Annotated in this window: 19 protein-coding genes; 17 read left to right on the top strand and 2 right to left on the bottom strand. The window is 33.8% G+C overall.

Translation table 11 applies throughout. The features are described from left to right. The first annotated feature begins 257 nt into the window (after positions 1 to 257). The 5 genes from I7822_RS20905 (at position 258) to I7822_RS20885 (ending at position 6,621) form a co-directional block, all read left to right on the top strand. The gene (locus I7822_RS20905; RefSeq protein WP_207981007.1) at positions 258 to 1,469 is read left to right on the top strand and encodes a DUF4297 family anti-phage-associated protein; all 1,212 of its coding nucleotides are present in this window, start codon (positions 258 to 260) and stop codon (positions 1,467 to 1,469) included. A 1-nt stretch (position 1,470) separates the two neighbouring features. Beyond that, complete coding sequence (herA, locus tag I7822_RS20900) at positions 1,471 to 3,198, top strand: anti-phage-associated helicase HerA (protein WP_207981006.1); 1,728 nt, start codon at positions 1,471 to 1,473, stop codon at positions 3,196 to 3,198. Positions 3,199 to 3,933: 735 nt separating this feature from the next. Continuing rightward, on the top strand, positions 3,934 to 4,380 hold the full coding sequence (locus I7822_RS20895; RefSeq protein ID WP_207981005.1) for a GIY-YIG nuclease family protein: 447 nt from the start codon (positions 3,934 to 3,936) through the stop codon (positions 4,378 to 4,380). Between the two features lie 362 nt (positions 4,381 to 4,742). Next, complete coding sequence (locus I7822_RS20890; protein WP_207981004.1) at positions 4,743 to 5,153, top strand: HIT family protein; 411 nt, start codon at positions 4,743 to 4,745, stop codon at positions 5,151 to 5,153. A gap of 403 nt (positions 5,154 to 5,556) precedes the next feature. Further along, positions 5,557 to 6,621 (top strand): restriction endonuclease, encoded by a 1,065-nt coding sequence (locus I7822_RS20885; protein WP_207981003.1) that lies wholly within the window; start codon positions 5,557 to 5,559, stop codon positions 6,619 to 6,621. A 154-nt stretch (positions 6,622 to 6,775) separates the two neighbouring features. On the opposite strand, the gene I7822_RS20880 is transcribed toward I7822_RS20885, so the two are convergent. Further along, complete coding sequence (locus tag I7822_RS20880; RefSeq protein WP_207981002.1) at positions 6,776 to 7,654, bottom strand: LysR family transcriptional regulator; 879 nt, start codon at positions 7,652 to 7,654, stop codon at positions 6,776 to 6,778. A 242-nt stretch (positions 7,655 to 7,896) separates the two neighbouring features. On the opposite strand from I7822_RS20880, the gene I7822_RS20875 reads away from it, so the two are divergent. The 9 genes from I7822_RS20875 to I7822_RS20835 all read left to right on the top strand — a co-directional run bounded on the left by I7822_RS20875 (position 7,897) and on the right by I7822_RS20835 (position 18,795). Continuing rightward, on the top strand, positions 7,897 to 8,523 hold the full coding sequence (locus tag I7822_RS20875; RefSeq protein WP_207981001.1) for a chromate transporter: 627 nt from the start codon (positions 7,897 to 7,899) through the stop codon (positions 8,521 to 8,523). 1 nt (position 8,524) lies between these two features. Next, positions 8,525 to 9,064 (top strand): chromate transporter, encoded by a 540-nt coding sequence (locus I7822_RS20870; protein ID WP_207981000.1) that lies wholly within the window; start codon positions 8,525 to 8,527, stop codon positions 9,062 to 9,064. A gap of 158 nt (positions 9,065 to 9,222) precedes the next feature. Then, positions 9,223 to 10,455, top strand: coding sequence for an AraC family transcriptional regulator (locus I7822_RS20865; protein WP_207980999.1), 1,233 nt, complete (start codon positions 9,223 to 9,225; stop codon positions 10,453 to 10,455). 468 nt (positions 10,456 to 10,923) lie between these two features. After that, the gene (locus tag I7822_RS20860) at positions 10,924 to 12,318 is read left to right on the top strand and encodes a glycoside-pentoside-hexuronide (GPH):cation symporter (RefSeq protein WP_207980998.1); all 1,395 of its coding nucleotides are present in this window, start codon (positions 10,924 to 10,926) and stop codon (positions 12,316 to 12,318) included. A 27-nt stretch (positions 12,319 to 12,345) separates the two neighbouring features. Further along, positions 12,346 to 13,824, top strand: a complete 1,479-nt coding sequence (locus I7822_RS20855; RefSeq protein ID WP_207980997.1) for a sulfatase family protein — start codon at positions 12,346 to 12,348, stop codon at positions 13,822 to 13,824. Positions 13,825 to 14,030: 206 nt separating this feature from the next. After that, positions 14,031 to 14,522 (top strand): PTS sugar transporter subunit IIA, encoded by a 492-nt coding sequence (locus I7822_RS20850; protein WP_207980996.1) that lies wholly within the window; start codon positions 14,031 to 14,033, stop codon positions 14,520 to 14,522. Between the two features lie 38 nt (positions 14,523 to 14,560). Beyond that, a complete protein-coding gene (locus I7822_RS20845) occupies positions 14,561 to 15,397 on the top strand; it encodes a PRD domain-containing protein (protein ID WP_207980995.1) in 837 nt (278 codons plus the stop codon). A gap of 122 nt (positions 15,398 to 15,519) precedes the next feature. Beyond that, complete coding sequence (locus I7822_RS20840; RefSeq protein ID WP_207980994.1) at positions 15,520 to 17,355, top strand: PTS transporter subunit EIIC; 1,836 nt, start codon at positions 15,520 to 15,522, stop codon at positions 17,353 to 17,355. A gap of 105 nt (positions 17,356 to 17,460) precedes the next feature. After that, complete coding sequence (locus I7822_RS20835; protein WP_207980993.1) at positions 17,461 to 18,795, top strand: sulfatase family protein; 1,335 nt, start codon at positions 17,461 to 17,463, stop codon at positions 18,793 to 18,795. 184 nt (positions 18,796 to 18,979) lie between these two features. Here I7822_RS20835 and I7822_RS20830 read toward each other — a convergent pair whose 3' ends face one another. Next, entirely contained in the window at positions 18,980 to 20,209 is a 1,230-nt protein-coding gene (locus I7822_RS20830) for a helix-turn-helix domain-containing protein (RefSeq protein ID WP_207980992.1), read from the bottom strand. Between the two features lie 165 nt (positions 20,210 to 20,374). On the opposite strand from I7822_RS20830, the gene I7822_RS20825 reads away from it, so the two are divergent. The 3 genes from I7822_RS20825 (at position 20,375) to I7822_RS20815 (ending at position 25,987) form a co-directional block, all read left to right on the top strand. Next, positions 20,375 to 22,675: a glycoside hydrolase family 3 C-terminal domain-containing protein gene (locus tag I7822_RS20825; RefSeq protein WP_207981023.1), complete on the top strand. Its 2,301-nt coding sequence runs from the start codon at positions 20,375 to 20,377 to the stop codon at positions 22,673 to 22,675. A gap of 147 nt (positions 22,676 to 22,822) precedes the next feature. Next, the gene (locus I7822_RS20820; protein WP_243459592.1) at positions 22,823 to 25,054 is read left to right on the top strand and encodes a glycoside hydrolase family 3 protein; all 2,232 of its coding nucleotides are present in this window, start codon (positions 22,823 to 22,825) and stop codon (positions 25,052 to 25,054) included. 297 nt (positions 25,055 to 25,351) lie between these two features. Continuing rightward, entirely contained in the window at positions 25,352 to 25,987 is a 636-nt protein-coding gene (locus I7822_RS20815; RefSeq protein ID WP_207980991.1) for a chromate transporter, read from the top strand. The last annotated feature ends 8 nt before the right edge of the window (positions 25,988 to 25,995 follow it).

Raw genomic sequence — 25,995 nt, 5'->3', positions numbered from 1 at the left:
GAACTAACGAAAAGTGTTATTAACGCAACTGGAGGGTGATTGACCACATTTGAGAATTGAAAACACAAGATTCTACGCCAAATACATCACATTATTTTAATGCCTGAAACAGTTTAATTTACATTCCCTTTTATTAAGAAAGAAAATTCCCTAAAAATAAAAAGTTACATAATTTATTAGAATTTACAAAGTATTACATAAGTTTGATATTATATAATTAAATATAGCGAAATCTGCCAAAAGGAAAGGAAAAATCAATGAGCAACCGATCTGCTACAGACACAATTACTGGTTATTTTTATCAATTTGATTATTCAATAAGCAAATTATTAGAATTGCCTAATAATAATGATTCTATAACAATTGAAGGGATTGAAGATATTGATATTAAAACTTTAAATGACGAAACTGCGATCCAGTGTAAATACTATGCAAAGTCAGAATATAATCATTCCGTAATTGGAAAACCTATTAGATTAATGTTAAACCACTATAAAGAGGTTAAGGACGGACTTAAGCCTAGTATTAATTATTACCTTTATGGACACTACAAAAGGGGTCATGAAAAGTTGATTTTACCGTTATCCGTTGATTTTTTAAAAACACATTTTCTTACATATAAAAAAGAAGGTGTTGAATACTTACACCACGAAGATTTAGGACTAGATGATACGGATTTGAATGTATTTATTTCTCGATTATCCATTGATATAATGGCAAAAAATTATGACTTTCAATTTAGTGAAATATTGGAACAGTTAAGAGGCATCTTTAATTGTACCCTTTTTGATGCAGAAAATTATTATTACAATAATTCGCTAAAGGTTATAAAAGAACTATCTATTCAAGGGGATGTAGAGAATAGAACTATCTATAAAATGGATTTTATAAAAAAGATTGATAACAAACAATTTTTATTTAATGAATGGCTTTCTTTTTATAAAGGAAAAGAGAGTTTATTAAGAAAATTAAGGACGGAATACTTCACATTTTTAAATACATCCCCTTTTGAAAGGTTCTTTTTAATAGAAGCATATGATGCAGAATATATAAGGGCAGATGTAAAAGAATTGTTACATATAGTTTCAGCTAAATGGTCAAATTTATCTAAAAGAACGCCAACGCCGTTTTGTCCATATATTTACATACATAACATTGCAAGTGATGAGTTAGTACAAATTAAGCAAGAATTACAACGAGAGGGCTTCAATTTTACTGATGGGTATAGTTTTATGGGTTCTTCATTTTCTCCAATTTTAATTTGTCAAGAAGCAAATGCCCAAAATCACATTCAACTTAAAATAGTAAATAGTCTAGATGATTTAGAAGAGACGATAAAGGAAACAAGGAAAACAAAAGAGATATATCAATTTTTTAAAAATACTACTTTCTATAATACCGATACTCCTGGAATTAAAAATGTAAAAATTCAATATGAGAAATTTAATGATATTAGGGAGATAATTTAATATGGTCGTAGATGAAAAAATAAATGCTGAAGTTATATCTGTATATCCAAATAAGGTGAAGATTTCTGTTGATAGTTTAGAAGATTTTAAGATTGCTGATGAATCGTTAAAAGTGGGTTCTTATCTTAGAGTTGCCGATAACGAGAATTCAGTATTAATGTCAATAATCGAGAATTTTTCAATTGAGGTAAGTGAAAAAGGTGAAAGAAAATATTTTATTGAAGCACTTCCATTAGGGCTTTTAAAAGATGATAAGTTCATTAGGGGGGGAGATTCCTTAGCAATACCTCCTAAGAAAGTCGAGCCTGCTAAAATAGAAGATATAAAAAAAATCTATGAAGGATCTTCAAATACCGAGGAAAATTTTACTTTTGCTTCTCTTTCTAATAATGTAGAAATAAAAGTCCCTGTTAATGGAGATAAGTTTTTTAACAAACATATAGCTATAGTAGGGTCAACAGGATCAGGAAAATCGCATACTATATCTTCCTTATTGCAAAAAGCAGTGAAAGCAAAAGAAGGAGAATTCTCAGTAAATAATTCGCATATTATTCTTTTTGATATACACTCCGAGTATAAATCTGCATTTCCTGATGCAAATATTATTGGAATAGACAATCTTACTTTACCTTACTGGTTATTAAATAGTGAGGAATTAGAGGAATTATTTCTGGATACAGAAGCTAACGATCATAACCAACGAAACATCTTTAAGGAAGCAATTGTTAATAATCGAAAACTAAAATTAGGAGGAACACCGGAAGAAAGAGAAAAAATTCACTTTGACTCCCCAGTATTCTTTGATTTAAACGAAGTATTAAATTATGTTAGTCATAGAAACAAAGAGAAAAAAGTAACTTCAAATGATATAGTATGGGAAGACCAAAACGGCGATAAATTTGTCTTTAATGAAGAAAGCCAGCACAGATTGTTTAATGAAGAATTGAAGCCTGCTGGCACGGCAGCTACAGGTATGAATGGTAAACTTATTAACTTTATTAATAGGTTAGAGAACAAAATAAACGACAAAAGATTTGATTTTCTTTTGGGTGAAGGCTCAAAATCAATATCTTTTGAAGATACATTAAAGATGTTGCTCGGTTATAGTGATGGTAAAAAAACGAATGTTACTATAATTGATTTAAGTGGTGTTCCTTTTGAAGTTTTAAGTATTACAGTATCATTAATTTCCAGGATTATTTTTGAGTATGGATATTATTATAAAAGATTGAGGTGTGAGTTAAACCCAGAGGAAAAGATTAACAATGATGTTCCTATCTTGTTAGTTTTTGAGGAGGCACATAAGTATGTTCCGAATAGTGATTTACTAAAGTTCCGATCCTCAAAAAAATCCATAGAAAGAATTGCAAAAGAAGGAAGAAAGTATGGAGTTACATTATTATTTGCAAGTCAAAGGCCTTCGGAACTTTCTGAAACTATCTTCTCTCAATGCAATAATTTTATTGCAATGAGATTAACGAATCCTAATGATCAAACTTTTGTAAAAAAACTATTGCCCGATACATTAGGAAACTTAATAGATAAATTGCCCTCACTTAAAGCAGGCGAAGCACTATTAATTGGTGAATCTGTTGTGATTCCAAGTTTAGTGCAAATAGATCCATGTGAATTTCCTCCTTCTTCAAATGATATCCCATATTGGAAACTATGGAAAATGGAGTGGAAGGAACTAGATATAAGTAAAATTAAAGATGAATGGTATAAGTAAACAGATTCTTTATAAAAAGAAGAGGAACCTAAGTTTCTAAACTACATAAAGCTGCAATGGGTGTGAATTGAACTCGGCATGCAAATAATAGTAGCGGTAATCTGAAAAAGGTTACCGCTTATTTATTTTAATTGAACTAATGAGGCAGGATTGCAGGATGGTTAAAGTAGTATTTATAAATTAATAAAACGTACATTTAAGGAGTATTGCATTAAAGGGTGCGTTAGTTTAATAACGATCTTCAACCATCAGACTCTAGTGTGGAAGATCTTAATAAATTTTTTTAAACGATTATCCAGTTGGATATAATTTAAAAGCAAAGAGGGAGGAAACTCCCTATTATTCTTGAAAGTATAACTTCGTGTAAAATACATATTAACACAACTAAATCTTAGTAGATAAAAACGTCTTAAATCCTTGATAGTACTGGAATAAGACGTTTTCTTTATTATATTAGGAACTAACGGTAAGTGTTATTAACACGTCTTGAGGGATGAACGCTAGATTCCTTTCTTCCGCGAACAGGCCAAATTGTGGAATAACAAGGATGAAAAAATCGTGTTAAAATTAGGGAAGAAATTGACAAAAAATGTATTTAAACTAACAAAGCAGTTTAGTACAGAAGGCTAAGAAAATCAATCCCTTTTTGGTAGTTACTTTTTCTTCACTTTTGAGCACTTATTGATACTTTATAAAAATTTAAATGATCATTTATAGAAAAAGGGAGTGAGCAAAATGGGATTTGAAACAACGAGAAAAAACTTTACTGAATGGGAAATGAAACATTTAAATCAATCTTTATCATTTGATGATGTGTGGGAGTTAGGAAAAGAAAAATATAGATACAGTACGGAAGATTTAAAAGGTATATATGTAATTCAAAACAATAAAACAAATCGATTTTATGTAGGTAGCTCACATCATATTTTTGGCAGGTTTAAATCGCATGCTTCATTAATAAAATCAGGAAATCATAGTTATCAAGAAATAAATGAGGATTTTAAGAGATATGGAAAGGAAAGCTTTGTATTTAAAATATTAACATATTGTAACAACTCACAATTGCATAGGTTTGAAAAAAGTTGGCTCCAAACTTATAGTGAAAAAGCACAGCTATATAATAAAGCTGAACTTGATAGTTGGGATAAAGCAAAAGGAAGATGGGCTAGAAATAGATGGTGAAAAAAAAGCACATATGATAAATAATAAAATCAACAAAAAAGATGGTTTTCAATATGAGTCCATCTTTTATAATGGTCTCGCGCTAATTTCTACTCCGACTACCGCTATAATAAAACCAAATAAAAAAGTTTAACCAGTAAAAACTGGTTAAACTTATATTACGATCAAGTGGTAACCTTTAATAATATGGATAAGTGCTTTTTTCAGTTCAGATCAGGATCAGTAAAAAGGAAAAACAATAAGTTTATAGTAATTTTTAAATTAGTTATTGGACGAACTGGGGAGTTGAAAATAAAAATGACCTTAAATGAAGAGTGGAAAAAGGATAGAATTGGATCTGCTCTCAACGTGGGGAAAACCCTATGGTTATTGCAGAAATGAGAAGTGGTTTTGCTGCTATTGGAGATACTCAATTTTTACCTGGTTATTGTGTACTTTTGCCAACTAAACCAGTTACCTCACTTGAGGAACTTAATTTTAAAAAAAGTAGTGAATATCTATTAGATATGAGTTTGATTGGGGAAGCGATTTTAAAGGTTTGTAGCCCTAGGAGAGTTAATTATTCAATTTATGGGAATACGGATGCTTATTTACATGCTCATGTGTTTCCTCGATATAATTGGGAACCTATAGAACGAATTCCTTATCCAGTTTGGCAGTATTCTGCAGAGAATTGGAGAAATGCAAAATACCATTACTCTACTGAAAAGCACGGTGAATTGAGGGAGAAATTAAGCAATATGATCTATGAGTTAATGGCTGAGGCTTATTAAATTTTTTTACTTATTTATATAATTGAGGCTTTTGTATATATAACGCTGTTAGAGATAGCTAGTATTGCAAATTCGTAAAATTTACTCCTCCTTAGGCATAACTATCTGAAAATACTCTTTTGCTTATTATTGATTGACCTAATAAAAAACTTTCATCTAAACTATGACATTATAATGGACTTACATTTAATGTAAAACAAAAGCTTTACGTATCCAAAAATGATTATTTCTATATCCTTTACCACGGAATATTATAATATACAAGTAAGTGGGTTAATTAATGATATATGCAATCAGATACTTGACTATATTAATTAACAGCTTACTCCGTCTAGGCTTAGCTTTAATAGAAACTATAGAGACAGAGGCAGAAAAAAGACGCAATTGAGATAAGGAGAAAACAATGTTAAAAACCAATACTTCTGAAATACTTAGGAAAGCGTACGCTTTTGAAGAACTGTGTGGAGACATTTTTACAAGTAAAGGATTCTTAGTTCAGCAAGATGTAAAGTTTAATAATTATAATGATGTTGCAGATATGATACTTACTCGTAAAGATGGTAAAAAGGTAGCTATTGAAATTAAGTTTTATAGAACAAGAAAACCTAACAAATCAATGTTGCTCAAAGCAATTAAAGTTGCAAAGGATGCTGCTCAAGAATTAAATATTGAAAATGCAGTAATTATTATAGGAATGCCCCTGGAAAATTCCTTCAAAGAAGAATTGAAAGAAGATTTTGACATTCATATTATTGATAGTAAAAACCTAATGTATTTAACAAAAGATAATGATATTTTAAGAACTAAATTAATTAATCTATTATATGATATCCCTCAAGACATACCGGTAGAAGAAAATATAGAGCTGTTTGATATTAATTCCTTGTTTTACGAAGCTAATAGTCACTCTTATCCAGAGATACTATACAATCTTCCAAGAGGTGAATTGTTAGGGAAAGAGCTTGAAAATATCCGTACTGGTAATTCAACTTTTAGTTTGTATGAGGACAAATGTGAAGAAATATTAAAATATCTTTTTGATGAGAATTTAACTGGATGGCACAGACAATCAAGAACGGATGATGGACTAAATAGATACGATTTAATATGTAGAGTAAGGAGAGGAAATGAATTTTGGGAATTTCTCATTAATGATTTTCATTCTCGATACATAGTTTTTGAATTTAAAAATTACAGTACAAAAGTAAAGCAAACACAGGTTTATACAACCGAAAAATACTTATTCCAAACAGCGCTTAGAAATGTTTGCTTCATTATTTCACGAACAGGATTGGATAATAACGCAATAAATGCAACTAAAGGCGTGTTAAGAGAAAGTGGTAAACTAATAATTAGTCTTTGTGATGATGATTTATTTAAATTGCTACAACTTAAAGAATCTGGAGATGAACCATCTGATTATCTATTTGAATTAATTGATGATACTCTATTGAAATTATCTAAATAATCAACTTCGTGTAAAATATGTATTTTACGAACACCAGTAAGAGAAGACAATCAAAAGCAACCTGAATTCTATTTCGAATAGGATTCAGGTTGTTTAATATATATAGAACTAATGATAATTGAAAAACAAATTCAATTTTATGTATCTCGAATGATTATTTAATAAATTCAACAAAACTAGTCACACTATTTCTATTAAACCTTTGAGGTTTTTTAACGAGCCATAAGCTTCTTTTTATATTAATTCCTGAAATTTTCATTTCCTTCAAAAAGCCTAGCTCCAATTCTCTTGCAACGGTTAATCTTGAGAGAATACTTACTCCAAGACCTGATTCTACCGCACTTTTTATTGCTTGTGTACTTCCGATTTCCATGTAGCTTTCAATTTTATCTAACACGCCATGCTCTCTTAAAGCGTTTTCGATAATTAGTCGTGTTCCTGATATGGATTCTCGCCAAATCATTCGTTCATTTGCCAATTCGTTAATATCTATTTCTGATTTTTCTCTCCAAGGGTGGTCTGCTGGATAAACGAGAATTAATTCATCATCAGCAAATTTAGTGACGGTGAATTTCTTATCTTCAACAATCCCTTCAACCAAGCCGATATCAATTACATCATTCGCTAAATCCTCTAACACACTAGGTGTGTTTTTTATGGTTAATGTTACGTTTATTTCAGGTGTCATTTTTTTAAAGCGACCTAGTAAATTTGGCAAAAGGAATTCGCCTATTGTCAGTGATGCACCTACCCTAATGTTAGAATTGTACTCTCCTGTAGCCTGTAAGATCACTTCTTTGGATCGGTTAAAGTCGTTAATAATTGCTTTTGCGAAAGGATAAAGCATTTTCCCTGTTTCCGTTACAATTAATTTTCCTTCTGTTCGATCAAATAACAGGGTCCCATAAAGATTCTCAAGCTGCCGAATTTGTCTTGTTACAGCAGGCTGGGAAACAAAACTTAATCTTGCCGCTTGGCTAATACTCCCCTCATCAACTACTAAACAAAACGTTTTCAAACTATCGATGTTCAAGGAAACTCCTCCCCACAAAGTTATAGTACCGATTATTCTTATATTTACAATATTACCATATGTACATCTCAGAAGAACTCTAAAGGAAGTATAACGATCTGTTATAACCTATGCATTTGTTGCAATATACCTTCTTATGAAAGCATGATATCGTAGTAATTAAGATAAATAAAATAATTAAAAATTCATCAATCTTTTTGATAGAATCTTGAAAATAATTATAAAAAGGATGGGAGAATTTTATGAAGGCAGATACAAAAAAAATATTTCAAATCTTTTGGACCTTCTTAAAAATTGGTCCAGTTACCTTTGGTGGTGGGTATGCTATGATTCCACTTATTGAAAGAGAAGTAGTAGATAAAAAGAAATGGGTCAATCATGAGGATGTAACAGACGTTTTTGCAATTGCGGAATCAATTCCAGGAGCAATTGCCATAAATTCTTCTACATTTATAGGCTATCGAATAGGAGGGATTAGAGGAGCTGTTGCTGCGTTATTAGGAGTATTTCTGCCTACTTTTCTAATTGTAGTCGCTTTAAGTATTTTGTTTTTGCAAATTCAGGATAATCCTAAAATTGAAGCAGCTTTTCAGGCAATTCGTGCTTCTATTGTTGCCCTTATTGTATATGCAGGATATATGATTGGAAAAACAGCAATCATTGATAAAACAACACTTATTATTTCATTAGGCTCCATGGCCATTCTGTTTTTCCTTCATTTACATCCGGTCTTAATCATCTTCTCCGGTATTATTCTTGGTATTCTACTTGTTAACGTAAAACGGAAACTTGGTTACTCGGTAGACGGAAAAAAGAAAAAGAATTCCTCTATACAAGATTTAGAATGTTATATGGGAGATGGAATTTAACATGATCTTATTTGAACTATTTTGGGTGTTCTTATTAATTGGTTTTGTCTCATTTGGTGGAGGATATGCGATGATCCCTGTCATTGAGATGGAGGTTATCAATAAAGGCTGGATGACGACTCAACAGTTTACAGATGTTATCGCAATTGCGGGGATGTCGCCTGGGCCAATTGCCACTAATAGTGCGATATTTGTAGGGTACCAGGTTAATGGGATCACAGGGGCAATCGCAGCTGGATTAGGTATGGTTATTCCGTCCTTGTTACTTGTTATAATTATTGCAACCTTTTTCTATCGAATTAGTAAAAATAAGCATGTTGAATCTGCATTTTATGGATTACGTCCAATTATTACAGGCCTTATTGGTTATGCAGCGATTAAATTTGCAATCAGCAATCACTTATTAGATTCTTTTTCTTGGTATTCAGGTAGCTTACTAGCTATATTCGCATTGTCTCTATTTTCTTTAATAAAGCTTCGTTTGCATCCTGCATTAGTCATTGTAATGTCAGGTGTTCTGGGAGCTGCGATTTATTCATAGTAAAAGGAAGAAGTCTAATCTTGGATTGGGCTCTTTTTCTGTATAAGAAACGATTCACTCTTGAATCATTTGAGTAAAAGTTTATCATAAAATCGAGGATATTCTGACCAAACAAAATTTCTAAATATGATAATAATCGTTTAAAAATGAGGGATAAGATGATTTTTCCTACAACATCCGATTTTGAATATGTATGTAAGCTACTATTTGATACGTTTAAAATTCCAGTAAAATTTACAGAGCTTAATGGTTCTATATTACATAATTACACAAGTAAATCAAACTCTAATCCATTACATTCTGATTGGGATATAATTGAATGGAGCAAATTAGATAGTGTTCAAGTGAATTTTCCTATTCTTCAAGAAAATGAATACCTAGAGAATTTCATTCTAATGCCTATCCAAACCAGCGATAAAATGATAGGAACATTCATTATTGGTCCCACATTAATTGGGAACCTATCTCAAGAGACAATCACTGGGTTGTTAAATGATTTTTCAAAAGTAATCGGAAAACAAGAACTCACCTTATATTATGACCGTTTACCAAAGGTAAGTAGGGGCCAGCTTTTGAATATTTGTAAGTTACTTTACTTCCTAGTATTTAATGAAAGAATGGACATAGCAGATATTGTTAATCAAAACCGAATGTTTATGAAAGATACCTTAATAAGTAACCCTCCTGAGTTAGAAATTTCTAAACGTAGGGAGAATCAAGCATTTCATCCTCCCGAATATTACGAAATAGAGCTCATGCAATGTATTAGAGATGGACGAAAAGAAGATTTCCTTAAAAAGTTAACAGAAACAAGTGTAGGGGAGAGAGGTATATTAGCTAGAAATAGTTATTTGAGAAGTCAGAAAAATTTGTCTATTTGTGGAATAACTATAGCCACTAGAGCAGCTATAGAAGGAGGATTAGAGTGGGATTTAGCTCGAACCTTAAGTGATGTTTTTATTCAAAATATAGAAGATGCCACAGACGTTGAAAGTGTTAGAAGAGTAAGAAACGAATCTATGTATGATTTTGCGGAACTTGTTCAACAAAGTAACCAAAAAAAATATTCAGAAATAATCAATCAATGTTTCCGCTTTATTTATAAGAATGTATATGATCATATTAGCGTTTCTCAAATTGCAGAATCGATTGGAATAAGTCCTGTTCATCTATCTGCTCGTTTTAAGAAAGAAGTAGGACAAACTCTTTCAAGATATATACAACAAGAAAAAGTAGAAGAATCTAAAAAACTAATTGTGCTAACTGATTATTCATTCCTTGAAATTTGTACTTTGCTTAATTTTAATGATCAAAGCTACTTTACAAAAGTATTTAAAAAGATAACGGGTTTAACCCCAAAGCAATACAAAGATAGAGGGAGATTAATATAAAAAGTGATAATAGCAAGATTTTAAGAACAAATCTGAGATACGGTCTTTTTTCGAAATACTTTCGGGATGAGGGCGTATTTTTTCTTGTCCTAAAAGTTATTTCATATTAGATAGTATCAAAATATAGATTATTGCTAAAAAATCGTAAATATTTTTAAAATGAATAAAAAAGCACCAAAGTTAATAAAAAAGTACCAAACGTTTTAAATAAAAGAATATAAACTGTTCATATGAAAACGCTTAATGTTTAACTCGAATGGGGATACAAATTGAGTAGGTGAACTAAGTCATTCTTATATCTAGAACTATTTTATTGTGTTTACAGAAGTGAATGAAAAAGAATAACTGTAGTTACTTACGGTCTAATAGTGAAGGGATTCACCTAACTCTCCTTTCCTACCTCTATTCAAAGTAAGCGTAATCATGAATTCTGAGATCTATTAAGGTAAATTAAAAGGAGGTTATAAAATGAGCATGCAACACGCTAATGTCGTAGAACAAGTTCAATTGAATGAACAAAACCAAAAAGCTGGTTTGAAATTGTCGATCCAATATGCAATGGGTAACTTTGGTCTTAATCTTTTCTTTATGGTCATTGCTTCTTATTTACTTTATTTCTATACTGATGTGTTTGGCATTTCTGCAGCTGCAGCAGGAACATTATTTTTAGTTACTCGCTTAATTGATGCCGTTACCGATATCGCTGCGGGTGTAGTTGTAGATGCTACAGAAAGTAAGTGGGGGAAATTTAGACCATATATTTTATATGGTGCAGTTCCACTAGCTATATCTGGTGTACTGTGCTTCACTGTTCCTAATTTTAGTGATACAGGGATGCTTATCTATGCATATGCAACGTATATTCTCTTCGGATTAATGTACACGATCGTCAACATTCCTTATAGTTCAATGATGACTGTCATTTCACAAGATTATCAAGAAAGATCGACAATTTCTTCTATTAAAGTCGTTTTCGGTACTGTTTCAACACTATTGGCAACGAGTGCAACTTTACCGATGGTTAAAATGTTTCCATCAGAAAAGATCGGTTTTTTAGTTGTTTCTGGGATCTTTGGAGTAATAGCAATTATTACGTTACTCATCACATTTTTTGGAACCAAAGGAATAGAGAAAAAGGAACAGAAAAAAGAGAAAGTAAAAAGTGAACTGTACTCTTTTAAAACAAAGGTTAAAGTAGTAGGAACGAATGCACCATTGTTAATTATTTTAATCTTCATTGTTACAAACACCATGTCATTCACAATTCAAAACGGAGCAATGTTATTCTTCTTTAAATATAATTATGGAAATGTCGGAATGTTTGCAGTCTATTCTTTAATAACATTATCAATTACATCTTTATTTGTTATCATTAGTCCATTTTTTGTAAAGCTAATGGGAAAAAGAAATTTAGCTATTTTAAGTCAATTAATTTCAGCATTAGGATTATTAGGGTTATATTTCTTCCATTCTAGTAATGTATCGATCTTCTTATTTGGTGGAATATTCTCAATTGGAATGGGATTATCTAGACCATTACTATGGGCAATGGTCCCTGACACTGTAGAGTACGGAGAATGGAAAACAGGTCTTAGAGCCGAAGGATTAATCTATTCTTCATTCATTTTTACACAAAAGGTTGGAATGGCGATAGGTGGTGCTCTATCTGGAATTATTTTAGCTTCGACTGGATATGTTGCAAATGCTACTCAAACTCCGGAAGCGTTACATGGGATATTGTTCTCAGTCACAATTGTACCTGTTATAGCTGCAGTGATAGGCATGATAGCTATTGCTTTTCATAAATTAGATAGTGCCAAATATGCTAGCATTGTTGCAGAAATTGCGGCTAGAAAATCCTAGAGAAAATACTAATTTAGGAGAGTTATGATGAAAAAAAAACAACCAAACATTATTATTTTTAATCCTGACCAATGGAGAGGAGATGTCATGGGGCATCTAGGCAATCAAGCAGCAGTCACTCCAAATCTTGATTCATTAGTAAATACAGATGGAGTCTCTTTTGAAAACGCTTTTTGTCAGAATCCAGTTTGTACACCAAGTAGATGTTCCTTTATGAGTGGATGGTATCCACATGTGAAAGGAAACCGGACGATTTTCCATATGATGCAGCCAGAAGATCCAGTATTGTTACGTACTCTTAAACAAAAAGGGTATCACGTATGGTGGGGCGGCAAAAATGATTTAATTCCAAATGACGCAGATTTTTCAGAGTATTGTGATGAGAAATACGAGCCTGAACAAGGGATGAAAATGACATCGGCCAAGCTTAATGATGATTGGCGTGGTGAGCCGGGAACTCCTGACTATTATTCTTTTTATGGTGGTAAGCTTGAAGAGGGGCATGGATTACAAGGCTTTGCAGATTATGATTGGGGATACATTCAAGGTGCTATAGAACGTATCAAAAATGCTCCAAAAGATAAACCGTTATGTATTTATCTACCCTTAATGTACCCACATCCTCCATACGTAGTTGAAGAGCCATGGTTTAGTATGATAGATCGTGAAAAGCTTCCTGAGAGAGTGAAACCACCAGAAAACTTCGAAGGTAAGCCAAGCATGCTAAAAGGAATCGCAGATAATCAAAATATGGAGTCATGGTCAGAAGAACAATGGGATGAACTTAGGGCCACGTATTATGGTATGTGCGCACGAGTAGACCATCAATTTGGTATGATTATGGATGCTCTAAAGGAAGCTGGGATATACGATGATACCGCAGTGTTTTTCTTCTCAGATCATGGAGATTATACTGGTGATTTTAATATCGTAGAAAAAAACCAAAATACATTTGAGGATAGTTTAGCGGGAGTACCCTTTGTCGTAAAGCTACCTTCAACAAATGAGGTAAAACCAGGTGTAAGGGATGCGCTAGTAGAACTAATTGACCTTCCTGCAACAATAGAGGATCTTTTGGGTATTGAACCAGAACACACCCATTTTGGTAAGTCGCTTCTTCCTATTATCGCTGGTGAAGTAAATGAACATCGTGATGCTGTATTCTGTCAAGGTGGAAGATTACATGGAGAGACCCATTGTATGGAATTAGAAGCCACCGACCAACAACAACCTGGGGCATTGTACTATCCAAGATTGAAAATGCAGCGTAGTGAAGGACCAGAACATACGAAGGCAATTATGGTAAGAACAAAAGACTATAAATATGTAAAACGATTATATGAAGAAGATGAACTTTATGACTTAAAAGAAGATCCAAATGAAAGGGATAATCGAATAAATGATCCTAAATACTCGGAGATTTTATCGAAACTAAAAGAACGGTTGTTAACTTTTTATGTAGAAACTTCTGATGTTGTTCGTCATAAAACTGATGCTAGGTTTTAGAAGCTTTTAATAGACAGAATAGGATAAAAGACATAGTTTAAAGTCCGATTTTAAAAAAACATGTTGATAAATTAATCAAATTAGCTTATTATGAACTTAACATAAATTAAATATTCAGGTTTGTTACTGTTAAATCAGGCAAGGCCTAAAGCTACGTAATAATTACGTTAGTTTTAGGCCTTTTTTATTTAGAAAGGAAGAGAAACATGCTTGGTAAATTAATCGGTAAAAAAGGTATAGAGGAAGTTTTTGTTTCCCCAATCCAAGGGGAAATTATAAAAATTGAGAGTTCGGAAGATGAAGTTTTTGCTGCAAAAATGCTTGGGGACGGTATTGCGATTATTCCAACTGAAGGGAAAGTAGTTTCACCTGTCGAAGGAAAAGTAACTCAAATCTTCCCTACAAAGCATGCAATCGGTATAGAATCAACTAATGGTTTGGAAATACTAATTCATATAGGGCTAGATACTGTATTTATGCAAGGAGAAGGATTTACAGCTCATATAGAGGTTAATGACGTGGTGAAACCTGGTGATCTCTTGATGACGTTTGATTTAGAATTGGTTAAAGAGAAGGCGGCCAGTATAATCACACCAATGGTTGTTGTTAATAGTGACAAAGTGAAAAAATTAGATAAATTTTATAATGAATCAGCAATTTCAGGAAAAACGAATGTTTTGATAGCAAAGATAAAGTAGCAGGATGAATTTATTAAGTAAGGAAAGGATGGGCGATATTGCGAATTAATAAAATCCTTAATATTAACTCCATAGTCATTAAAGAAGATGGTGTTGAAAAGATCGTCATGGGATCAGGTATAGCATTTCAAAAAAGTAAAAATGATCTTGTGGACCAAAGTAAAATTGAAAAAATCTTTATCCTAAAGGAAGAAAATAAGAAATTTCAAGAACTATTACAATCTGTTCCAGAAAGTCACATTACCTTAGCAGAAGATATTATTTCTTATGCGGAGGAAAAATTAGAATTAAAATTAAATGATCATATTCATATTGCGTTAACAGATCATTTGTCCTTTGCTCTTGAGAGAGAAAAGAATGGAATTCCAATTAGGAATAGATTAGTGAATGAAATCAAAAACCTCTATCATCAAGAGTATGAAATTGCTATTTGGGGTATCGAGCATGTGAAAAATGAAATAGGGGTATCACTTCCAATAGATGAAGCGGCATTCATAGCACTTCATATTCATACTGCAAAAATGAATCTAACGAATATAGGATCATCTATTAAAAAGACAATGATTATCCAAGATATGATTGATATTATTTCAAGTCATTTAAGTATTGATATAGATAGGGAGGGCATGGACTATCAGCGCCTATTAACACATTTACATTTTGCTTTAGCTAGGCTAGAAGACAACAAACCCTTTCATGATATGGATAAAGATATGTTAAATGTTATTAAGACAAAGTATAGTGAAAGTTTTGAATGCGCTTCATCATTAGCGAGTTTCCTAAATGCAGAGCATAGTATGAGCTTTCCAGAATCAGAAATTGGATATATAACGTTACACATTCAAAGAATATATGACAAGAACTCTAAGCATTAAAAAAAACCAATTAAATACAGGATTGTTACTGTTAAATCAGGCAAGGCCTAAAACGGATAAAGGAAAACTATTTCTTGTCGTTTTAGGTCTTTTTCTTTTTAAAAGTTAGGAGTGATAAATAAATGAATGCCATTCAAATATCTGATGAAATTGTGAAGGAAATGGGTGGGAAGGAAAACATTGAAGAAATAATACTATGTACTTCAAGAATTCGATTAAAAGCTAATGACTTGAGCATAGTTCATTTAGATGAGTTAAAAAAGATAGAGAAAGTTTATGGAGCGATCATTCGCTCTGAATGGATTGAATTAATTCTTGGTAAAGATGTGTCCATGCAAGTTCATCAAGAAATAAATCTTGCAATAGATACTTCAAATAATAATAAAGATAAAGAAAGGGGAAAAGGTATGTTTAATCAAATGTTTAGTAAATTTCAAAAGTTTGGAAAAGCCATCATGTTACCAATTGCTGTGCTTCCTGCAGCAGGTCTTCTTCTAGGGATTGGAGGGGCATTCTCAAATCCGAATACAATAGCTATGTATCCATTTTTAGATCTAGTATGGTTACAAGCAATCTTTACAATCATGAGTTCAGCCGGACAGGTGATTTTTTCAAACTTACCAATTATATTTGCAATAGGAATTGCGGTTGGATTAGCCAAGACTGACAAAGGCGTAGCTGGTCTAGCTGCACTTTTATCCTATCTAGTTATGAATGCTACTTTAAATGCTGTATTAAAGATATCTGGAAAAATAGCAGAAACGAATTTAGGCGATGCTGGACAAGCAATGATTTTAGGTATTCAGACACTACAAACAGGAGTTTTCGGGGGAGTTTTATCAGGTCTATTAACTTACATTTTGCACAAAAAGTTCGGTAAGGTTCAGTTACCACAATTTTTGGGGTTTTTCAGTGGATCACGTTTTATTCCGATCATTACGTCTGTTATTTCAGTGCTTTTAGGAATTGCATTGTTTTATATTTGGCCACCAATACAATCAGGTATTGCAGGTTTAGGTGATTTAGTTGATAAAACGGGTTACTTTGGGTCATTTATTTTTGGATTTATTCTTAAGTTATTAGGACCACTTGGTTTACACCATATTTTCTATTTACCATTCTGGCAAACAGGTCTTGGAGGTACATTAACAGTTGATGGTAATGTTATTCAAGGAGCACAGAACATTTTCTTTGCGCAGCTGGGTGATCCAAATGTAGAACAGTTTGATACAGTTGTAGCAAGATTTATGGGTGGAAAATATTTAACAATGATGTTTGGATTAATGGGTGCTGCGCTAGCAATGTATCATACAGCAAAGCCTGAAAATAAAAAGAAAGTTGGCGGTCTTCTTTTCACAGCTGCATTAACTTCTTTCTTAACAGGTATTACAGAACCTCTAGAATTTTTATTCTTATTTATTGCACCAACTTTATTTGTCATCCATGCAGCATTCTGGGGCTTAGCTTACATGACAGCTCATATTTTTAACTTAACAATCGGAATGACCTTTTCAGCGGGATTAATTGATTTCACATTGTTTGGAATTCTACAGGGTAATGATAAAACAAATTGGATATTAGTACCGGTTATCGGGTTGGTTTTCTTTGTTCTATATTATGTAATTTTTAGAACATTAATTGTAAAGTTTAATTATAAAACACCAGGTCGTGAGGATGAACAAGAAGAAGTTTCAGCAGATGTTAATGGTAACGAAAGAGGGGTTTCAATTCTTTCTGCTCTAGGTGGAAAAGCAAATGTTAGTGAAGTAGATAACTGTGCTACTCGTTTACGTGTTACGGTAAATAATGCTGAGATGGTATCTGAGAAAGACCTAAAGAAAACAGGCGCAAAAGGTGTAGTCATTAGAGGAAACGGTGTACAAGTAATTTATGGTCCACATGTTTCGATTATAAAAACTGAGATTGAGGAAATCATGGAATCTTCCCCAGCTTCTTAAACCCAATAAACATTTTGATTGTCATAAGGGCTGCCTACAAAATTAAAGAAACAATTGGCAGCCTGTCTATTAAATAGATTTAGATTGAATAGGATGGTGTATAGAATGAAAAAACCAAATATATTATTTTTAATATCACATGATACAGGAAGATATCTTGGGTGCTATGACAGACCAGTAAAATCGCCAGAAATTGATCGTTTAGCTTCATCAGGAGTTCGCTTTGATCAAGCATTTTGCCCAACTCCAACATGTAGTCCGAGTAGGGGAAGTATTCTGACAGGTCTTTATCCACATAATAATGGATTAATTGGCCTTGCCCATTATGAGTTTGGTATTAACGAAGATGTTTCTACATTACCAATGGCACTCCAACAAGGTGGATATGAGACAACCCTTATTGGATTTAGTCATGAAACGATCGGACATACTGAAAGAGGCACATATAGTTCAAATACCAAACTAGGATATCAACGTTATGAAAAAATAGAAGGCTCGAGAGCACCACAAGTTGCAGATAAAGCAATCGAGTATTTAAAGGAAAAGAGTAAAGATTCTAGTAAACCATTTTTTGCAAATATTGGTTTTTGGGAAACACATCGTACATTTGATGAGTATGAACCATTTGCTGATGAAATAGAGGAAGTGACTGTTCCAGAGTATCTCCCTGATACCGAAAAGGTTCGAAAAGAAATTGCCTTGATGAATGGGTCAGTCAAAGTTTTGGACGAAGCAATCGGACGGATAATAAACACCCTTAAAGAAACAGGATTAGATGAGAATACGATTCTTATTTATACAACTGACCATGGTATTGCATTCCCCAGAGCAAAAGGGACGATGAAAGAGGCAGGATTAGAAACAGCGCTTATTTTCTATAGTCCAATGCTCTTTGGTGAAAACGTTACAACCAATGAAATTATATGTAACATTGATTTAATGCCAACCATTTTAGATTTAGCAGGCTTACCTATTCCTGAAAATTTGGACGGTAAGAGCTTTGCCCCATTTTTGTTAAAAGAGACGGAGGCAACAGAACGTAATGAATTCTTTTTTGAATTAACTTGGCATGATAACTATCATCCGATGAGGGGAGTTCGTACAAAAAAATATAAATATGTTAGAAATTTTGAAGATGGTCCTGAAATTTATTTACCAATGGACATTCATAAAAGCCCTTCAGGTGAAGAGGTCCGTCAAAAATTCTATGTTCCAAATGCAAAGGAAGAGCTTTATGATTTGGAGAAAGATCCGTTAGAAGAAACGAATCTTATTGAAAATCCACATTATGCTACGATTGGTGAAGAGCTCCGAGCTAAGGTTAATAATTGGATGGAAAAAACAAATGATCCTCTCCTTAACGGGCGAGTACCTGGTGTAGCTTCTAAAAGCTGGGCTCTAGAAACGGAAAAGGGAAATGCCTATAAAGGTAGAAAGTAAATAGTTATAGTCTATTAACAAAGTAGATGAACCGCTCGATTAATAATGACAATCGAATGTCTAATACAAAGAGGGTACCGAAAATATAGCTTTCGGTATCCTCTTTTTTATATAGAAATGAAAATAAACTAAAATACTCAATCAATGGGTATCAGGCATTGTTCCCCAAATAAGTATTCCTATTCTAATCACCCACATAGTTATTATCTTTATACTTCTTCGGCGTAACACCTGTATATTTTTTAAACACCTTAGTAAAATAACTTTGGTCATGAAAGTTTAACATGGTTGAAATTTTTAATAATGAATAGTCAGTAAATGTCAACAACGACTTGGCTTCTTCTATTTTTGTTTGGTGAATATATTCAGCTATTGAAATTCCTACTTCTTTTTTAAAGAGAGATGATAAATAATTGGGATGCATGTCTACAAGGTTAGCCAGACTTGTAAGGGTTAGGTCTTCGTAAAGGTTTGTATAGATATAGTTTAAACACATGTTAATTGGTTTAGAATATCTTTGTTGTTTATGTTTCCGTACTCGATCAGCAAAATCGCTTAAGGCTTGTTCCATAAAGGCATCAACTGTTTTAATATCCGTTAATTCCTCTAGGTTTTGAATATACAAGTCACTAAGTGTATAGGCGATTTCATGATGGAGTCCACCTTCCATAGCTGCACGTGTAGCTAGAGTAATTGCAGTGATGGCGAGGTTTTTACGATTGCGTACCTGACTTTTTTTAGATAATACCCCTAGCTCTCCTTTTTCAGGACTTAACTTATATACTTTTAAAAATTCATCCTTCCTCCCTTCCTTTATATATTGAAATATCCTTTTCTCATACATAAAATCATGGTGAAACGACAATTTTTCACGTTTTTGTGAAATTGTCACATGTGGATCCTCATTAGGTAATAGGTGTTCCCCTACTTCTATATTTTTAAGAATGATATCTGCCGGATCAAGTGTTTTTTGATAGAGCATATAATACAGCTGCATGCTGAGGTTAATCAATTTCATATTTGATATGCGAGGAAGTAATTCATAATAATGGACGAGTTTCTCACCTAGATCCTTTTGGACAGGCAAATCATTCATCAGTGCACCTAGTCTTTCATTGCTAAGTTCAGAAGGAAGAGTAGGGCCGACGATCATTGTCCCTTTGTATTGATTATGATCTCTCACTTGAATCAAAAAATAATTTTCATAGTATTCCGTTGTGACGAATAATGGGAAGGGGAAAAGATCTTTGTTTAAGTAAAATGGCTCCAACATTTCTTGTTGGGATGTAAATAGATGGTCGATTTTGTGAAAACCGAATTCTAACTCCAATGCATCTTGTTCATTTATGTAAATAACAGGAATGTTAAAAGATTCATAAATTAGTTTACAAATATACGGTAAATTCTGAAGCATTATAGCAGCCTCCTTCCATTAATATTAAAATCATAACACATTGAATAAATAATATTAAAATATAGCCAAGAAAATTAAAATAATACCAAAGTAAAGTGTGAGCATTATTTATAATAATCAGTATAGAAAGCGGTTACTTATATGAATTTTCATGGAGGGATTATGATGACGAAAGATATTAAAGCTCTACTATCACAAATGACATTAGAAGAAAAAGCGGGCCTATGTTCAGGAAAGGACTTTTGGAATTTAAAAGGAATTGAACGTTTAGGTATTCCATCTATTATGGTTACAGACGGTCCACACGGATTGCGGAAACAAAAAATGGGAGCAGATCATTTAGGATTATTTGATAGTGTACCTGCAACATGCTTTCCGTCAGCTGCAGGAATGGCTAGCTCATGGGATCGCAATCTAATTCAGAAAGTTGGTGTAGCTTTAGGGGAAGAATGCCAAGCAGAGGATGTTGCGGTTCTCCTTGGACCTGGTGCAAATATTAAACGTTCTCCTTTATGTGGACGTAACTTTGAGTATTTCTCTGAAGATCCTTATCTTTCATCAGAAATGGCAGCTAATCATATTAAAGGTGTGCAAAGTCAAGGAGTTGGAACATCGTTAAAGCACTTTGCAGCGAATAACCAGGAGCACCGTAGAATGTCAACGGATGCAATCGTTGATGAAAGAACATTCCGAGAAATTTACTTAGCTAGCTTTGAAGGAGCGGTTAAGCAATCACAGCCATGGACAGTCATGTGTTCTTACAATAAAGTTAACGGAGAGTTTGCCTCTGAAAATAACTATCTACTAAATGAAATCTTAAAAGAAGAATGGGGCTTTGAAGGATTTGTTGTTTCAGACTGGGGAGCAGTAAATGAACGTGATGTTGCTCTTGCGAATGGTCTAGAACTCGAAATGCCGGCATCAAAAGGGATCGGGGAGAATAAGGTTATCGAAGCGGTTCAAAATGGTACATTATCTGAAGAGAAGCTTGATGCTGCTGTTGAGCGTATTTTACGGATCATTTTTAAAGCAGTTGAAGAAAAGAAAGAAAATGCAACATATGATAAAGAAGCGCATCATCAGCTTGCTAGAGAAACAGCTAGAGAAAGCATGGTGCTATTAAAGAATGAAGATAGCATCCTTCCGCTTAAAAAGTCAGGGAATATTGCTGTAATCGGTGAATTTGCAAAGGCACCAAGATATCAAGGTGGAGGAAGCTCTCATATTAAACCAACAAAGCTAGAAAATATTGTTGAGGAAATCGAGAAAACAGCTGGGTCAACAGCAAATGTTTCTTATGCTCAAGGCTACTATCGTGATAAAGATGCAATCGATGAAGCATTAATTGAAGAGGCAAAAGTAGTGGCTTCACAAGCAGATACAGTTATTTTGTTTGCGGGCTTACCAGATCGCTATGAATCTGAAGGATATGACCGTGTACACTTACACATTCCTGAAAATCAAAAACGTCTTATTGAAGCTGTTGCTGAAGTGAATTCAAACATCGTAGTTGTTCTAAGTAATGGATCCCCAATTGAAATGCCTTGGTTAGACAAAGTAAAAGGACTACTTGAGGGCTATCTTGGAGGTCAAGCACTTGGTGGGGCGATTGCGGATATCCTATTTGGTGATGCAAACCCAAGTGGTAAGCTTGCTGAAACATTTCCTAAGCAATTAAGTGACAATCCTTCTTACCTGTTCTTCCCAGGAGATGGGGACAAAGTGGAGTACCGTGAAGGTATTTTCGTAGGCTACCGTTATTATGATACAAAAAATGTAGAGCCATTATTCCCATTTGGATATGGATTAAGCTATACAACGTTTGAATATAGCAATCTATCAGTAAGTTCAACAGATATAAAAGATACAGATACACTCACTGTTACAGTGGATGTGAAAAATACAGGAGATGTTGCTGGTAAAGAAGTTGTTCAGCTTTATGTAAAAGATGTAGAAAGTGGCATAAGCAGACCTGAAAAGGAATTAAAAGGGTTTGAAAAAGTTGAACTTCAGCCTGGTGAGGAAAAAACAGTTATGTTTACTTTAGATAAGCGTTCATTTGCTTATTACAATACAGAATTAAAAGATTGGCATGTAGAAAGTGGAGAATTTGAACTGTTGGTAGGGAAGAATTCTAAAGATATTGCTTTAATAGAAAAAGTTCAAGTTGAATCTACGGTAGACCTTCCATTACAGGTTCATCGTAATACAACAGTAGGCGACCTACTTGCAAACCCTAATTTAGCACCACTTGCGAAAGAACTACTAGTCAAAGCACAAGAAGGAAGCCCATTTGCAGCTGCGGCTGAAGATGAAGGAGAATTTTCTGAAATGATGGCTGCAATGATGAAATATATGCCATTGCGAGCTCTATCAAACTTTAGTGACGGTAACTTTACAGAAGAAAAGCTACAGGATATGATTCAACAATTAAATGACGTTCAGAAAAAAACGGTTGTGAGCTAAGATAAATATGGATTGACTCACGTTAATTAGAGTCAATCCATGTTTCTAATGATTCATTATTCTATTCATATTATGAAAGTACTTATGAGGGAGAAATATACTTTTTTGGCTGTAGTTGTTTATTTTTTTATAGAGAGGATAATTGTCATGATAAAATATATTACAAATAAAAAAGGTCCGAAATTAGGCTACTCCACTCAATCAGGTATAAAGATACTAGAAGAGGATGGCCTATTTTTTAAGGATTTAAATAAAAGTGGGAACCTTGAGCCATATAAGGATTGGCGTTTATCTGTGGAAGAACGAGCAAAAGATCTTGCATCAAAGATGACAATTGAACAAATTGCTGGATTAATGTTATATAGCCGTCATCAATCCATTCCTGCAGCAACAAGAGGCTTCTTCGCAAGTACATATAATGGTAAATCATTTGATGAGAGTGGGGTAAAACCCTGGGAGCTTTCAGATCAACAAAAGGAGTTTTTAACAAACGACCATCTACGTCATGTTCTCATCACAACAGTTGAATCTCCGGAAGTTGCAGCCAGATGGAATAACGAAGTTCAAGCTATAGTTGAAGGAGTTGGAATGGGGATTCCGGCTAACAACAGCTCTGATCCTCGTCATGGTAGCGATTCTAGTAAAGAATTTAATGAAGGTGCAGGAGGAAAGATTTCAATGTGGCCTGAGAGCCTTGGCCTGGCAGCTACCTTTAATCCAACACTCGTACAGAAATTTGGTGAAATTGCAGCTAAAGAATATCGTGCACTTGGTATTACAACAGCATTATCACCTCAAGTAGACATAGCCACTGATCCAAGGTGGTACAGGTTTAATGGAACATTTGGAGAAGACTCAAAATTATCCACAGATTTAGGCAGAGCATACATCGACGGTTTTCAAACATCTGAGGGTGATAGTGAAATTTCTGAAGGATGGGGTTATGACAGTGTTAACACGATGGTTAAACACTGGCCTGGCGGTGGGTCTGGTGAAGCTGGTCGTGATGCACACTGGGGGTTCGGCAAATACGCAGTGTACCCGGGAAATAATTTTGATGAGCACTTAACTCCATTTATTGATGGAGCTTTTAAATTAAAGGGAAAAACGAAAGCTGCCTCTGCTGTTATGCCATATTACACCATTTCATTTAAACAAGATGAGGTAAATGGAGAAAATGTGGGTAATTCCTACAATTCCTATCTAATCCAAGATTTGTTGCGTAATAAATATGAATATGATGGGGTCGTCTGTACCGATTGGCTTATTACCGCTGATGAACCAGAAAACGTTGATTTGTTTGCTGGTAAACCTTGGGGAGTAGAGCATCTTTCAGTGGCTGAACGCCATTATAAGCTAATCATGGCTGGTGTTGATCAATTCGGAGGTAATAATGAAGTTGGACCTGTTTTAGAAGCGTATGAAATGGGAGTTCAAGAGCATGGGGAAGCATTTATGCGTCAACGCTTTGAGCAATCAGCTGTAAAATTGCTGAAAAATATTTTTCGTACTGGACTTTTTGAAAATCCATATCTTGAAGCAGAGGAAAGTACGAAAATAGTAGGTAATCCTGAGTTCATGGAGGAAGGATATAAGGTTCAATTACAATCAATTGTAATGCTGAAAAATAAGGGGCAGGTTTTACCTCTACAAAAAGGAAAAACTGTATATATACCTAAACGTTATTATCCTGAACAAGTCGATTGGTTTGGAAATAAAATTCCTGCTAAAACTGATTACCCGATCAATCTAGATGTGGTTAACAAGTATGTAAATATAACAGATGATCCAGAAAAAGCAGATTTCGCTTTAGTTTGTATTTACGGACCTGATTCCGGAGGGGGATACAGTAGAGAAGATCGTGAAAATGGAGGAAGTGGATATGTGCCGATTAGCCTTCAATATCGTCCATACACAGCTCTAGATGCACGTGAAAATAGCATTGCAGGTGACCAACGTGAGGTGTCTAATCGTTCGTATAAAGGGAACTCTGTTGAAACTAGGAATGAAGCAGATTTGGATTTAGTCTTAAAAACAAAAGAAGCGATGAAAGGTAAACCGGTCATTGTTTCAATGCTCTTATCAAACCCAGCCATAGTTTCTGAGTTTGAAAGCGAAATTGATGGACTTCTAGTGAACTTTGGAGTACAGGACCAAGCACTTTTAGAAATTATAACAGGAGAGGTAGAACCTTTAGGACTGTTACCAATGCAAATGCCTGCACATATGAAAACAGTGGAGAAGCAATGTGAAGACGTACCTCATGATATGGAATGTTATAAGGATTTAGAAGGAAATGTTTATGACTTTGCATTTGGTTTGAACTGGAAAGGTGTTATCTCAGATGAACGTACTAGATTCTATAAAAAAAATAATTAAGCAATTAGGAGATACTTTCACACATTATTATTTTAAAGTAAAAATTATCTAGTAGTTTACTGTCTTAAAAGCTCCAGTCTTTTTAATGAAAAGGTTGGAGCTTTTTTATATTCTGAGAGTTGATGTTCTATAACCCACTTGTCAGGTATGCTTAGTTACGTATAACCACCTGTTATATCCTATGCATTTGTTGCAATTTACCTTTGCTATCAACCGTGATATCGTAGTAGTAGATAAAATGAATCCACTAAGAAAACAATATACTAATAAAATAAAAATGAGGAAGAAGGAGTATATATGAAGGAAGAATGGAAAAAAGTCTTTCAACTTTTTTGGTCTTTTTTCAAGATCGGACCTGTTACTTTTGGTGGTGGCTATGCCATGATTCCTTTAATTGAAAAAGAAGTTGTTCATAAAAAGAATTGGGTAAAAAGTGAGGATCTTACAGATGTGTTTGCCATTGCAGGGACAATACCAGGTGCAATAGCAGTAAATGCAGCAACTTTTATCGGTCACCGAATTGCTGGTATAAGAGGAGCTATTGCTGCAACGTTAGGAACTTTACTTCCAACCTTTATTATTGTACTTGTGCTTTGTGGGTTGCTCTCTAGCTTTCAGGAAAATCCATATGTTGAATCAGCATTTTTTGGTATTCGAGCTGCAACTGTCGCCTTAATTGTGTACGCGGGGATAAAAATCGCCAGGACATCGTTATTGGATAAGGCAACGTTTACATTAGCACTTAGTATGGTTTTAGCTATGTTGATTTTTCACTGGCATCCAATTTTCGTGATCTTTTTAGGTGCTTTATTAGGAATTCTGATTATTAAAATCAAAGAAAAATTAGGTATGATTGTAAGGTTTGAAAAAAATGATGAAGAAAAAGAGATTAAGAATAAGACGGACTCGGTTAACCAACAGGTAGGAATGTAAGGAGGATT

This window comes from Metabacillus bambusae (assembly GCF_017497975.1).
Taxonomy (GTDB): domain Bacteria; phylum Bacillota; class Bacilli; order Bacillales; family Bacillaceae; genus Metabacillus; species Metabacillus bambusae.
Note: the sequence above shows the minus strand (reverse complement) of the source record. Positions and strands in the feature narration are given on the sequence as shown.

Coding starts and splice junctions, on each gene's coding strand:
- I7822_RS20905 (WP_207981007.1), top strand. CDS start 258: ATGAGCAACCGATCTGCTACAGACACAATTACTGGTTATTTTTATCAA.
- herA (WP_207981006.1), top strand. CDS start 1,471: ATGGTCGTAGATGAAAAAATAAATGCTGAAGTTATATCTGTATATCCA.
- I7822_RS20895 (WP_207981005.1), top strand. CDS start 3,934: ATGGGATTTGAAACAACGAGAAAAAACTTTACTGAATGGGAAATGAAA.
- I7822_RS20890 (WP_207981004.1), top strand. CDS start 4,743: ATGGTTATTGCAGAAATGAGAAGTGGTTTTGCTGCTATTGGAGATACT.
- I7822_RS20885 (WP_207981003.1), top strand. CDS start 5,557: ATGTTAAAAACCAATACTTCTGAAATACTTAGGAAAGCGTACGCTTTT.
- I7822_RS20875 (WP_207981001.1), top strand. CDS start 7,897: ATGAAGGCAGATACAAAAAAAATATTTCAAATCTTTTGGACCTTCTTA.
- I7822_RS20870 (WP_207981000.1), top strand. CDS start 8,525: ATGATCTTATTTGAACTATTTTGGGTGTTCTTATTAATTGGTTTTGTC.
- I7822_RS20865 (WP_207980999.1), top strand. CDS start 9,223: ATGATTTTTCCTACAACATCCGATTTTGAATATGTATGTAAGCTACTA.
- I7822_RS20860 (WP_207980998.1), top strand. CDS start 10,924: ATGAGCATGCAACACGCTAATGTCGTAGAACAAGTTCAATTGAATGAA.
- I7822_RS20855 (WP_207980997.1), top strand. CDS start 12,346: ATGAAAAAAAAACAACCAAACATTATTATTTTTAATCCTGACCAATGG.
- I7822_RS20850 (WP_207980996.1), top strand. CDS start 14,031: ATGCTTGGTAAATTAATCGGTAAAAAAGGTATAGAGGAAGTTTTTGTT.
- I7822_RS20840 (WP_207980994.1), top strand. CDS start 15,520: ATGAATGCCATTCAAATATCTGATGAAATTGTGAAGGAAATGGGTGGG.
- I7822_RS20835 (WP_207980993.1), top strand. CDS start 17,461: ATGAAAAAACCAAATATATTATTTTTAATATCACATGATACAGGAAGA.
- I7822_RS20830 (WP_207980992.1), bottom strand. CDS start 20,209: ATGCTTCAGAATTTACCGTATATTTGTAAACTAATTTATGAATCTTTT.
- I7822_RS20825 (WP_207981023.1), top strand. CDS start 20,375: ATGACGAAAGATATTAAAGCTCTACTATCACAAATGACATTAGAAGAA.
- I7822_RS20820 (WP_243459592.1), top strand. CDS start 22,823: ATGATAAAATATATTACAAATAAAAAAGGTCCGAAATTAGGCTACTCC.
- I7822_RS20815 (WP_207980991.1), top strand. CDS start 25,352: ATGAAGGAAGAATGGAAAAAAGTCTTTCAACTTTTTTGGTCTTTTTTC.